The organism is Marinobacter fuscus (assembly GCF_003007675.1).
GTDB classification, from domain to species: Bacteria; Pseudomonadota; Gammaproteobacteria; order Pseudomonadales; family Oleiphilaceae; genus Marinobacter; species Marinobacter fuscus.
Genome location: NZ_PXNP01000009.1, coordinates 292874 through 305088 on the forward strand (window position 1 = coordinate 292874; position 12215 = coordinate 305088).

10 protein-coding genes are annotated in these 12215 nt (G+C 60.2%); 4 read left to right on the forward strand and 6 right to left on the reverse strand.

Annotated elements, in window-relative coordinates:
- Window positions 1-17: 17 nt before the first annotated feature.
- The 5 genes from C7H09_RS02410 to C7H09_RS02430 form a co-directional block, all read right to left on the reverse strand.
- On the reverse strand, window positions 18-635 hold the full coding sequence (locus tag C7H09_RS02410; protein ID WP_106761040.1) for a TRAP transporter small permease subunit: 618 nt from the start codon (window positions 633-635) through the stop codon (window positions 18-20).
- Window positions 636-711: 76 nt separating this feature from the next.
- Window positions 712-1797, reverse strand: a complete 1086-nt coding sequence (locus tag C7H09_RS02415; RefSeq protein WP_106761041.1) for a TRAP transporter substrate-binding protein — start codon at window positions 1795-1797, stop codon at window positions 712-714.
- 321 nt (window positions 1798-2118) lie between these two features.
- Window positions 2119-3531 carry a sigma-54 interaction domain-containing protein gene (locus C7H09_RS02420; RefSeq protein ID WP_106761185.1) on the reverse strand — a complete coding sequence of 471 codons (1413 nt, stop codon included), beginning with the start codon at window positions 3529-3531 and terminating at the stop codon, window positions 2119-2121.
- A gap of 146 nt (window positions 3532-3677) precedes the next feature.
- Window positions 3678-5792, reverse strand: a complete 2115-nt coding sequence (locus tag C7H09_RS02425; protein ID WP_106761042.1) for a 3-hydroxybutyrate oligomer hydrolase family protein — start codon at window positions 5790-5792, stop codon at window positions 3678-3680.
- Between the two features lie 246 nt (window positions 5793-6038).
- Window positions 6039-6398: a DUF6164 family protein gene (locus C7H09_RS02430; protein WP_106761043.1), complete on the reverse strand. Its 360-nt coding sequence runs from the start codon at window positions 6396-6398 to the stop codon at window positions 6039-6041.
- 80 nt (window positions 6399-6478) lie between these two features.
- On the opposite strand from C7H09_RS02430, the gene C7H09_RS02435 reads away from it, so the two are divergent.
- Genes C7H09_RS02435 through C7H09_RS02450 form a run of 4 tightly spaced genes read left to right on the forward strand, consistent with a single transcriptional unit; the run spans window position 6479 to window position 10987 of the window.
- Entirely contained in the window at window positions 6479-7900 is a 1422-nt protein-coding gene (locus tag C7H09_RS02435) for a DUF2868 domain-containing protein (RefSeq protein ID WP_106761044.1), read from the forward strand.
- Window positions 7897-9327: a GTPase/DUF3482 domain-containing protein gene (locus tag C7H09_RS02440; protein ID WP_106761045.1), complete on the forward strand. Its 1431-nt coding sequence runs from the start codon at window positions 7897-7899 to the stop codon at window positions 9325-9327. The genes C7H09_RS02435 and C7H09_RS02440 overlap by 4 nt, the downstream gene beginning before the upstream one ends.
- A 50-nt stretch (window positions 9328-9377) precedes the next feature.
- Window positions 9378-9773: an ectoine synthase gene (locus tag C7H09_RS02445; RefSeq protein WP_106761046.1), complete on the forward strand. Its 396-nt coding sequence runs from the start codon at window positions 9378-9380 to the stop codon at window positions 9771-9773.
- A 5-nt stretch (window positions 9774-9778) separates the two neighbouring features.
- Window positions 9779-10987, forward strand: a complete 1209-nt coding sequence (locus C7H09_RS02450; protein WP_106761047.1) for an MFS transporter — start codon at window positions 9779-9781, stop codon at window positions 10985-10987.
- 51 nt (window positions 10988-11038) lie between these two features.
- Here the strand turns inward: C7H09_RS02450 and C7H09_RS02455 are convergent, their stop codons facing one another.
- Entirely contained in the window at window positions 11039-12214 is a 1176-nt protein-coding gene (locus tag C7H09_RS02455) for a type III PLP-dependent enzyme (RefSeq protein ID WP_106761048.1), read from the reverse strand.
- Window position 12215 lies beyond the last annotated feature (1 nt).

Below are 12215 nucleotides of genomic sequence, written 5' to 3' on the forward strand. Positions count from 1 at the left end.
GACGTCGGCCTCTTGAATCAGGGATTGGGATGGCCGACAGAGCGGCGATCGTTTTTCGGGGGAGTGACTGCCCGGGGAAACCCGAACAGAAAGGTCATGCAACGCAAGGCCCGGGAGAACAGGGCAATCATCACGAAAATCAGGCCCAAGGGCAGCATGCTTTTAAAGATAAACCGGTAGGGCAAACCACTGGGCGCCTGGGAGCGCTCCTGGTAGATCCAGGCCTTCCAGGCGTAGGGCACCAGCACCTCAACCATCAGGTACACCACCGGCAAGGCCAGGATGGCAATACCGAGCAACTCGATGGTGGCCTGAGTGCGGGGTGAAAACTTTTCTTTCAGCACGTCGACACGCACGTGGTCATCACGCACCACCGCGTACCCGAGGGTGAGCATGGTTGCCGCGCCAAACAGGTGCCAGGAAAGCTCTTCCAGTGCAATGGAGCCCTGGGAAAGCACATATCGGGAAAACACGTTAATCAGCACGACAATAAGGACGCCAATCCAGAGCCAGGAGCTGAAACGCCCGACTGCGACCACCAGCCGGTCCAGGCGCCACGCCAGCGCGTTGGTCGGCAGCAAGTCGTCGTCCTGCGCAGGGGGCTGGTTCGCCCCGGATACGTTGGGTTCAGTCACAAAAACCTCGAATAGTCCGGATGCCTAGGGGAATGCGGGCGGCACAGGGCCGCCCGCGAGGGTCATCATCCGTGGATCAGTCGTACTTGTAGAACGTCCGCGGCAGGTAGCCTTTGGAGTGCCATACTGAATGGTGCTCCATGAACTCACGCTGACTGGTGAGTACGCGGTTGAACATTTTGTCCTCGGCGGCGATCTCGTCCAGCACCTCGTTGGTCACCTTCTGCAGTTCGCGCAGCACTGGCTCCGGCAGGGTCTGGGCCGTTACGCCTTCTTTCGCGTATTCACGCAGTGCGGTCGGCTGGGCCCACTCACTCTCGGCAAAGCCTTTCAGAGTGGCGGATTCGCAGCCCATTTCGATCAGGGCGCGGGTACCAGGCTGCAGCTTTTCCCAGGCATCCTTGTTCACCAGCAGGTGCGAGGTGGTCAGAGTCTGGTGCCAGCCGGGCATGATGTAATTCTTGATGATCTGATCCAGGCCCAGCATCTTATCGATGGCTGGCTGCGAGAATTCTGTTGCATCAATGGTCTTGCGCTCCAGGGCCTGATAGATCTCGCCACCCGGCACCATGGTCACCGACGCACCCAGCTTCTCCAGCACCTTGCCACCGATACCGGCAAAACGGATCTTCAGGCCATCAAAATCTTTCATGCCAGTAATTGGCTTGGCGAACCAGCCAGCACCTTCAGGGCCGATGATAGAGCAGAGCATGGGGTGGATATTGCGCTCGGCGTAGATTTCCTGGAGCAGCTCACGACCGTCGCCCTGGTAGTACCAGGCCAGATACGCAGGCGGTTCCATATTGAACGGTGCGCCGGAATACAGTGGCAGGGCCGGAATAGTGCCCTGGTCGTAACCCACCCAGGTATAACCGGCGGGATACTTACCGCTGCCCACGGCATCCATGATTTCAAATGGCGGCACCAGCTCGCCCGGCTCGTAATAACGCAGTTGAATGTCGCCACCAGAGATCGTTTTCAGGTTTTCGGTAAGGTGCTTGACCGGTGACGTCAGGCCAATCAGGTGCGACGGGAAGGCAAGCGGCACCTGCCAGCGTACTTTCTCTGCCGCCATTGCGTCCGATGTGGCCAGTCCGCCGGTGATCACGGCCGCCGCGGTCATTCCATAGGTCAACTTTGAAAGCTTTTGCTTGATCGACATGAAGCGAATCCTTCTTGTTGTTGTCGTACAGCCACCAGATCTGTGCCAGTGGTCTTGGTCTGAAAAAGTCAGACAACGCAGGAAACTAGGGCTGACAAAGGCTCGGGTCCAACGGGGTTACGCCAGCCTTGTTTTCTTACGTTGTTCTGACGTCCTGCCACTCAGGCTTAGCAGATACCATGCCACCGCCTGAATTTTATTATTTTTCATGAACTTAAATAAAACCCACTCACCCGAACACGCTTCTTTGTCCGGAAATCCGGACAATCAACGACATTGGTCGTACGTAAATGTACGGATCACGGGACAGGCGTCCGGAAATCAGGACATCTTTGCCAACTTCTCGTACAGCACGGAGCGGGAAATACCCAGCAGGCGTGCCGCCTTGGTGCGATTGCCCCGGCAAGCCACCAGTGCCTCCTCAATGGCCTGCGCCTCGGCGTCTGCAACGATCCTGGCCAGCGGCCGCACAGCCCGTGCTGGCGTTTGTGCAACCGGGCGCTGACCGCCTTTGGGCAGCACCTTGAAGATGGCATCGGCATCCAGCAGATCGCCGTCCTCACTCATTGTGAGCGCGCGTTCAAGCACGTTACGCAGTTCGCGGATGTTGCCCGGCCAGTCGTAATTGGCCAGGGCGGCCACACCGGCATCGGTAATTTCCCCCCGCAGATCCTGGCCTTCACAAATTTCGCCCAGCAGAGCCTCGCACAGCACGCCGAGATCGCCCAGGCGCTCCCGTAACGGCGGAATCGACACCTCCAGCACGTTCAGGCGGTAATACAGATCCGAACGGAAGCTGCCATCAGCGATCATTGCCTCCAGGTTGCGGCTGGTGGCGGCAATCAGGCGCACATCCACACTGACCACCTTGTTCGAGCCCAGAGGCTCGATTTCGCCTTCCTGCAGAGCCCTCAGCAGCTTGGCCTGCAACGGCAGAGGCATATCTCCCACCTCATCCAGAAACAGGGTGCCGCCGTTGGCCAGTTGGAATTTGCCATCGCGGGTACGCCGGTCGGCACCGGTATAGGCGCCTGGTGCCACCCCGAAAAACTCGGCCTCAAGCAGGTTTTCGGGCACCGCCGCCAGGTTAACCCCGACAAAGGGTTTTTCTGCCCGGGCCGATACCGCATGGATGGCCTGGGCGAGGACTTCCTTACCGGTGCCGGTCTCGCCCAGCAACAAAACGGGCATGTCCCGTCCGGCCGCCAGGCGCGCCTTGCGTTTGACTTCCAGCGCTTCCGGGCTGCCGCCGACAAAGTCGCCAAGGCTGTAGCGGGTACCCCGGGCCTTTTTCGCCAGCGCTTTGCGGGCAGCGGCCAGATCCTGGTGCAGCCGGCGATATTTCGACACCAGTGGCGTCAGGGGTTGCAGGTCGTCGTACAGCACAAAAGCAACCGCACCGACAATAGCGCCAGCTTCGTCGTAGTAGGGCAGACGGGTAACCACAAGTTGTTGCTGGTTATGCTCCATAATATCGAGTAACAACGGTTTGCCGGTCTGTACCACCTCCGGCATCCGGGTGTGAGGGATCACCTGACGTACCGGTTTGCCAATCACCTTGGCGGCATCGTCCAGCCCCAGAAGATGCGAGTAGCTGGTATTGATCCAGGTAATTTGAGAATCCCGGTCTACCGCAATCGCCCCGGCACTGGCTTCCTCGAACATCGGAAACAGGGCTTCGATCAGATTGCGGGTAAGGCCACTCTTGTTCTTGTTGATAAACAGCTCAGACATGTACCGCATACTCACGGGTCGGGATGAATTCATAAACGAACCTTGAGCGTCCGGCATTCCGGACGCTGACTTGAGAGTATAGGAAGCCCCCGGGGCGGGGGCAAACGGTAAAATTGCCCGGCTGTGACAGGCCGGGCGGAAGCCGGCTATTCCGGGATGCGCAGTTCGCCATCGGCAAACAGGATTCGGTCACTGTCGTCCGGCGTCATGGCGATAGGAGTCAGGTGGGTTTCATCAAGCGGTGTCGCCATGTCACCCCGCGGTGTGGTGCGCACCACCTGGCTGGGTGGCAGCGGCTGCTGCCCGCTCAGGTGGTTCCATACCAGGTCAAGCGCCTGGAAATAGTAATGATGCAGGGGCACATAGCGGTTGCCAACGCCGGCAAGCCCGTTCAGTACATCCAGGTGATGCGCGTTCAGGATTTCGTAGTAGCGCAACTGGCTGCGGTCACCCTCCACCTGCTGGTTCAGACCATAGTAAGGCCGGGAAGTATGGTTGATCGGCAAAATGGCATCGGCCCGGCCGGTCACAAACACCGCAGGTTTGCCCTGAAGGTTGCCCGTAGCCCGCACCGCTGCAATGCCTTCTGCAATCTCTTCGGCAAGTTCGGCCTGCTCGCCCGTCAGGGCTGCACCGGATACCGGGTCGGCACCCGCTGCCAGTCCACGCAGGCACAGCAGGGCATCCAGACCATAGTCCGCCTGGCTGGAACTGGCCGAGACACTGGCATTGAGGTTGGTTGGCTGGCCTTCGGCATTGTCGTAAACAATATTCACCCCCGCGGTCGGCGGAATGCCATTACTGGCAGAGAACAGGGCGGCTTCGGCAGCCCCCGCCAGCGGAATCACCGCACCACTGGCATCGGTGGCCGCCAGGCTCAGGCCGCATACCCGATCCTCTACATCTGCTTCGCCATAGGCATTGGCGTAGGTCATGGATATGCTCTGAGCCACCGCCAGGCCGAAATGCACGGGAGCCAGCAGGTTCTGCTCCGGCTGTATGCCGAATTCTTCGTTCAAAATCCGCAGCGCGTCTGTCGCCCTGTCTTCAGTGGTTGCACCGGTCACTAGACCTTTGTTAGCCAGTGAGGCACAAATGGCTTCACCCACAACCGGCGGCACAAAAACGCCGTTCAATGGCGCCTCTGCACTGATTGCCGGTGCCAGGTTGGCGCAGCCCTGATACACCGCCAGAGCAGTGGTGTAGTCCAGCAGGCTTCGGCTGTGCTCCGCTAACGCGGGGCCCTCGCCCTGCCGGATACTGAAACTGCGATCCACCGTCGGGTTCAGGTTGGGCTCAGACACCGCAATTCCGTCAATCAGGCCTTCGGTATCCTGCTCGGCCGCCCGGACAGAAGCGCCCCCGCCGTTGGATACGCTGGAGGCAATCACCAGAGTGTTGTCCGGCGTGATGGTATTCAGGCGCCGGCCCTCACCTCCCGCCTCTCCGTGCAACTGGTTCAGCGCGTAAAATCCGAAACGGATGGACTGCAGCACGTGCTGACCCCAGTCCGCTTCCGGGTTGTCACCGGAGTGGGCGTGTTTCCAGGCAAAGCGATCCGGCCACTGGCTGTTGAACGCCTCACGCTCGGCCGCGCTGAGATCTGCCCGGAACATGGCATCGTCTTCACTGGTCAGCGTGCCATCAATGCGCTGGGCGGTGTTGGTGGCCAGATTGTGGGCGCCGGTGCCTGTGCCCTTGTCGGTATACACCACGGCGCAGCCTTTCTTCAGCCCCCATCCACCGGCCGTCCCAATAGCGCCATAGATACCACGGGAGCCAGACGAAGGCGCGGTCACCATACACGGAGATCCCGGATCAAAACTGTCAGGCACCTGAGCCATCAGGGTAATAGGTGACCGGGCCCCGGGCACCGAAGCGCGGGCGATAAACTCGTGCCCGGCAATCAGCCCCTCGCCGGACGATCCGACCGCAGGGCCAAAGAACGTGCCGTAGCCGCCACCGGGTGCGGTATCCACCAGGGCGCGGTAGTTGTTGTAGATGGCCAGGCGCCGCAGGTCGCGAGCGCCGGGATTCAACGGGTCGGTAAAGGCAGGTGCCGCGCCTGCCAGACCACTGGCGCCAAGCCCGGCTGTCAGCAGGTCATCGGTGATGCCATCGTACATGGTTTGCTGAACGTCACCCAAAATGAAATCTGGCAACTCATTGAAAGACTGCGATGTGTTGCCGCTATCGCTGTTACAGGCAGTCAGCGCCACAGACGCAGCGCCGATCAGGGCACAAAGCGTTATCGGATTCATGGTCATTCCTTGTTTGTTGTTGTTCACATGGCCTCGTGGGCAGGAACGACCGAGCGGATTCTATGCCAATATTTTAAGCCGTTGATTTAATTGACAAATAAATAATAAAAACGGAAGGATAAACAGCCAGCATCCGGATTACCGGACAACACGGGCGCTCCCAAAAGACCTATATATCTGATCTATATTATTTTTATTGAATTTCGTCCGTATTCACGGACATTGTTCGAGTTTCGGGACACTTCGTCAGCCCAGGCGCAAAAACGGCAGCAAGCTAAAGCCCGCAATCACCAAAATCGCCAGGCAGGCCGCCAGTGTGCGCAGCGGATGACGGCGCAGCAAAGCCCAGGGCCCGGTCTCGCCACGGGCCTGCTGCTCAAGAAAAGCCTCCCGCTGTGTTTGGTGTCTGGCGCGCTGATATTCCGCCAGCAGCTGTCGGGCACGTTCGGCTTCGTCGTCGTCATGCACCCAGAAGCCCCCCATGCTGATCCCCCAACGGCTGGGCGGCGTTTCGTAGTAACGCACGTGGTTGGCCTCGAACAGATCGCGAATCTCGTCCGCCTCGTCATCGGGCACGTATCGAAGGTTCATCAAATGATGGGGCATGGCTTTGTGGCTGGCCTCGTTGGCGTGGTTGGCTATATCCTAACAGGAAAGCCAAACCGACCGAATGCACAGGATTCTGCATGAGCCAACACCCCCTTCGTCTGCTGCTGGATTTCGAGGAACAGATCCAGCGCGACAGGGATCATAGTCCAGCCTTTCTGCATCGCCGTGACCGTCGGTTTGCCCTGGCGTGTGAAGCCAACCACACGGAGGCTGATGTCATCGACTGGCTGGCCCATATCAAGAATTTGAGTGGCCCGGCCAAAACAACCGCAGCCAGTGAATCTGCATTCCGGCAATGGCGACAAATCCATTCCGGCTTTGCCATGGCCGGCGCATTGCTGGGGGTTCTCACCATGTCCGGCCTGCTGTTTTTCGATGGTGGCTCCCGCATCAACATCACCGGCATACTCGGCTTTGTGCTGCTGCAACTGCTGCTGGCATTGGCCACCAGCATCCAGTCTCTGGTGGGCTGGCAACCCTGGCGCTGGCTGCTGGTGCGATGGCAGAAAACACCTGCCAGCCCCACCAGCAGGCAGTTACAGCCCTTACTGATGGCTCGTGCCGCCCATACCGGCGGTGCCTTGTTCGGCCTCGGCGGACTGGCGACGCTGCTGATGCTGTTGGTGGTACAGGATCTGGCCTTTGGCTGGAGCACCACTCTGGATACCGCGGCCGACAGCTACCACAGGCTCATTGAATGGCTTGCCATGCCCTGGCAAGCGCTATGGCCTGCGGCGGTGCCGTCTCTGGAACTGGTGGAGGCAACCCGGTTTTTCCGGGCCGATCCCTCGGCAGTCACCACCACGGCTGCCCAATGGGGCCAGTGGTGGCCGTTTGTGGTCATGCTCTGGCTGGGCTGGGTGGTACTGCCCCGCCTGCTGCTACTGGCGCTGGCCCAACTGGCGTTGCGTGGAAAAGCGCGCAGGCTGCTGGCGAGCCATCCAGGTTTACACGCGCTGCAATACCGGCTGGAAACCCCGACCCTGGATACCGGCAACCAGCACAACGACGCACACGACCTGCCAGACACCCGCACCGGCACAACACCGGAGCCACTCCCGGAGGCCCATTTTCTGGTTTGCTGGGCTGGCGCTGGCAAACCGCAGCTACCGGAGGCACTTACCGGCCAGGACATTCCAGGCTTTCAAGCGGGCGGCCAGGCGAGCCTTGGTGAAGACGATGACGTTATCGCAACCATCGCCCGGCTATCCCCGCCACACCAGGTATCGCTGCGACAGCAATCTGCCACGGTGCTGGTGATTACCCAAAGCTGGCAGCCACCCACCGGCGAACTGCAGGATTTTCTGGAACAGGCCCACGACGCCTGGCCCGAAGGCACCCGGATCGCGCTGCTGCCTCTGGCACCGGTTCCGGATCAGGCACCGGAACCCCATCTGCTGCAACCCTGGCTGCGCTTTGCCAACCGGCTACCGGCCCACTTTGCACGGGTAGTCGCACTGCCCGAACAACAACACCGGAACCAGGAGGCCAGATCATGACCCGGGCCCCCATGTTTGCCGTGGTCGGCCACCCCAACAAAGGCAAATCCAGCGTGGTGGCCACCTTATCCCAGAACGACGCCATCGCCATTGCCCTGGAACCCGGCACCACCAAAGCCCGCCAGGCCTACCCGCTCACCGTCGACGGCAATACCCTGTACACCCTGGTGGACACCCCTGGCTTCCAGCGGCCCCGGCGGGTGCTGCAATGGCTTGAAGCCCACAGCCTGTCGGCCTCTGATCACCCGGAGACGGTACGCGCCTTCGTTACCCAGCATCAGGGCGACGGCCGGTTCGTTGATGAGTGCGAGTTGCTGGCGCCGGTTCTGGATGGTGCAGGCATTATTTACGTGGTCGACGGGTCGGTGCCCTACAGTGCAGAGCACGAAGCGGAAATGACCATTCTGCGCTGGACAGGGCGGCCCAGCCTGGCGCTGATCAACAGTATTGGCAGCGGCGACTACAGCGACACCTGGCAAAGCGCCTTGGGCCAGTTTTTTCAGGTTGTCCGCAAGTTCGATGCCGTTCGCGCCCCGTTCGAGCAACACCTGAGCCTTCTGAAAGCCTTTGGCCAGCTAGAGCCGGATTGGGAGCAGCCTCTGGAGCAGGCCACCCGGCTACTGGCGGAGCAACGCCAGCAACGGCACCTGCAGTCCTCAAAACTGATTGCCAGCGCACTGGAAGAGCTGATGTCCTGGCAGGAAAAACGCCTGCTGACCCACCATCAGATCGCCGGGGTCAGCGACCATCAGCTGGCACAGACCCTGCGCGACCGATGGTATGATCATCAGCGCCGAAGAGAACAAGCGCTGCGGGCCGACATTGAATACCTGTACCAACACCAGCGCATTCAGCGCCAGGAAGCGGAATTGTCCTGGGCCAGTGAACACGATCTGTTCTCGGAAGATACCCGTAAACACTGGGCGGTCAGCCGCAAATACCTGGCTACGGCCGGGTTTGGCGCCGGGGCGGTGGGCGGCGCGGGCATCGACGCCGTCACCCTCGGTTCTTCACTGGGCACCGGGGCGCTGATCGGCGGATTGATTGGCGCTGCAGGCAGTTATTTCTACGGCGACAAACTGGTGCTGCCCGCCCTCAATATTGGCCCCCTGAAGGATGGCCTGAAAACCGCCAGTTTCGGCCCGGTACAGGACAGCCAGTTCGGTTATATCGTGCTCGGGCGGGCAGTCGACCACTGGTGGCACATCAGCCACCGCAATCACGCCGGGCGTGATCTTCTGGAGTTGGAACCGGCGGATCATCACTGGCTCAGCGAACTGGATAAAGCCAACCGAAAAGCCATACAGCAGGCCTTCGACCAGTGCCGGAAACAGAAGGCGCTGAGCCCGTCACAGCAGGAAAATCTGGCCCACGCCGTCGCCAGCGCCATGGCCGTCTACGACCACTGGCGGTTGAACCGGCCCTGACTGCCATGTTTATACTGTTTGGCTATTCCATCACATAACGGGGAATGCAAATGAAAATTGTACGTGTGCAAGACATCATCGGTACCGAGCGCGAAGTTCACGGCCCGGGCTGGACCAGCCGTCGGATGCTGCTGAAAAAAGACGGCATGGGATTCTCTTTCCACGAAACCATCATCCCGGCGGGCGCCGAACTGAACCTGTGGTACAAGCACCACCTGGAAGCCGTGTATTGCGTGGCCGGTAACGGCACCATCACCGACAAGGCCACCGGCGAAACCCACGAGATCAGCGACGGCACCCTGTACGCGCTCGACCAGCACGACCAGCACACGCTGCGTGGCGGCACGGAAGACATGCGCCTGATCTGCGCCTTCAACCCGCCGGTCACCGGCCGCGAAGTTCACGACGAAGACGGCGCTTACCTGCCCGACACCAGCGAAGACTGATCCCTGTGTCTGTCGCTGCCCAATCGGCGACCACTGCATCGCCACCGCCAGCACGCCTGCTGCCGGTGGCGATCTTGCTCTGGTTTGCCGGTGTTTACCTGCGTATCCCGGTGCTGGTGGCTCCACCACTGGCGCCGTTTATCGGCGACGATCTCGCACTGTCCCAAACCCTGACCGGCGCCCTCACTACTCTGCCCATCCTGATGCTGGCCATTGGTGCCATGCCCGGCTCTCTGGCAATTTCACGCATTGGCCCAAGAAACACCCTGGCATTAGCCATGGTCATTATGGTGGTCGGCTCGGCCGGGCGGGGCCTGGTGCCCGATACTCTGACACTGATGATTGCCAGTGCGGTCATGGGCCTGGGGGTGGCAATGATGCAACCGGCGTTACCAGCACTGCTGCCCCGCTGGTTGCAGCCACACCACATAGCGCTGGGCTCGGCCATTTACATGAACGGCCTGTTGATGGGCGAATTTATCGGCGCGGGTATTACTCTGCCGCTGGTCATGCCTCTGTTCGACAACAGTTGGCGAGCCACACTGATCGCCTGGTCGCTGCCCGCGCTGGTGGTGGCGGCCGCGCTGTATCTGCCGAAGCGGGATTTCGCTCCGCCCACCCGCAGGGGCGCCTGGCTGCCCGACTGGAAGAACCCGCTGACGCTGCGCCTCGGCCTGCTGCTGGGATTGTCCGGCTGTATGTTTTTTGGCCTGAATGCCTACATGGGCAATCTGTTGGAGCAACAAGGGCAGTTCGACCGACTGCCGGAAGCGCTGTTCTGGTTCAACGTAGCCCAGGTGGCAGCCTCTCTGCTTATGCTGAAAATGGCCAGGGCCTGGGTCGGCCAGCGCGAACCCATCATTGTTCTGGCCAGCCTGAGCATTGCCGGCACCATTGGTATCTTGTTGCTGGATGGCTGGTGGTCCATTGCCAGCGCCGCCTTCATGAGTTGTGTCGCAGGCATGCTGCTGATTCTGATGGTGGCCCTGCCACCGCTTCTGGTGAGTTCATCGGAAACCGGGCGGCTATCGGCAGGCACCTTCCTCGTGGGCTACACCATGGCCTTCTCGGTGCCTATGCTTGGGGGCGTTATCGCTGACTGGTCCGGCGACACCCGCCACGCCATTCTTACCATGATTGCCTATAGCCTGCTGGTGCTGCCGCTGGCCTTTACGCTGGATCTGACACGAAAAAAGGATCAGCCCGCAGACTGATCCTTTCCAGGTTTCATCGTCAGGCTCTGGCCGTTGGGCCAGAGCACTGATTCAGAGGTAATAATCTTTCAACGGAGGAAAGCCGTTAAACTCGATGGCGCTGTAGGTGGTGGTGTAGGCGCCGGTCGATAGCCAGTACATCCGGTCGCCAATCGCCAGGTTCAGCGGCAGCGGGTACTTGTGGTGCTCATACATGATGTCGGCACTGTCACAGGTCGGCCCGGCAATAACACAGTCCTCGCCTTCACCGGTCTTCTCGGTCCAGATCGGGAACTTGATGGCCTCATCCAGCGTCTCGATCAGCCCCGAAAACTTGCCCACATCGGTAAACACCCACCGGTGCAGCGCGGTACGGGATTTCCGGGAAATCAGCACCACCTCGCTCACCAATACTCCGGCATTGGAAATCAGTGACCGCCCCGGCTCAATAATGATCTCCGGCAGTTCGTCGCCGAAATCCTCATGCAGGAACCGGGCGATTTCCTCCGCGTACACCGCCAGTTCGTTGGTGCGGGTGATGTAGTTGGCCGGAAAACCACCGCCCATATTGATCATTTTCAGCTCGATGCCGTCTTCTTCTTTCAGGCGCTCGAAGATCACCTTTACCTTGTTCAGGGCCGCGTCCCAGGCACCGATTTCCCGCTGCTGGGAACCCACATGGAAAGACACGCCATAGGGCACCAGCCCCAGATCCCGGGCCAGAATCAGCAGATCCATGGCCATGTCGGTCTGGCAGCCAAACTTGCGGGACAGCGGCCAGTCGGCGGTCAGGGTGCCTTCCGTGAGGATACGCACATACACCTTCGAACCCGGTGCCGCCTTGGCAATGTTGCGCAGGTCCGCCTCGGAATCGGTGGCAAACAGGCGCACGCCCTTTTCATAGAAGGTGCGGATGTCCTTTGCCTTCTTGATGGTATTGCCGTAACTGATGCGATCCCCGGTTACCCCCAGCGCCATCACCTTGTCCAGCTCATACACCGACGCAATGTCGAAATTCGCCCCCTTGTCCCGCAGCATGGTCAGAATCTGCGGGGCCGGGTTGGCCTTCACCGCGTAGTACACACTGGCGTAGGGAAAGCCTTCCACCAGCTCCTGGTACTGGCGGTCGATGGTCTGGGTATCGATCACCACAAACGGCGTTTCCTTGCCATCGGCAAAGTCTTTGATCCGCTTGAAGGTCTCGGCGCTGTAGTAATCGGCAATATCGGCGTTGGGGGTCTGGAGCATG

Bases quoted from the DNA above. Each gene is read 5' to 3' on its own strand.
- C7H09_RS02415 (WP_106761041.1), bottom strand. From the start codon at position 1,797: ATGTCGATCAAGCAAAAGCTTTCAAAGTTGACCTATGGAATGACCGCG.
- C7H09_RS02420 (WP_106761185.1), bottom strand. From the start codon at position 3,531: ATGTCTGAGCTGTTTATCAACAAGAACAAGAGTGGCCTTACCCGCAAT.
- C7H09_RS02425 (WP_106761042.1), bottom strand. From the start codon at position 5,792: ATGAATCCGATAACGCTTTGTGCCCTGATCGGCGCTGCGTCTGTGGCG.
- C7H09_RS02430 (WP_106761043.1), bottom strand. From the start codon at position 6,398: ATGCCCCATCATTTGATGAACCTTCGATACGTGCCCGATGACGAGGCG.
- C7H09_RS02435 (WP_106761044.1), top strand. From the start codon at position 6,479: ATGAGCCAACACCCCCTTCGTCTGCTGCTGGATTTCGAGGAACAGATC.
- C7H09_RS02440 (WP_106761045.1), top strand. From the start codon at position 7,897: ATGACCCGGGCCCCCATGTTTGCCGTGGTCGGCCACCCCAACAAAGGC.
- C7H09_RS02445 (WP_106761046.1), top strand. From the start codon at position 9,378: ATGAAAATTGTACGTGTGCAAGACATCATCGGTACCGAGCGCGAAGTT.
- C7H09_RS02455 (WP_106761048.1), bottom strand. From the start codon at position 12,214: ATGCTCCAGACCCCCAACGCCGATATTGCCGATTACTACAGCGCCGAG.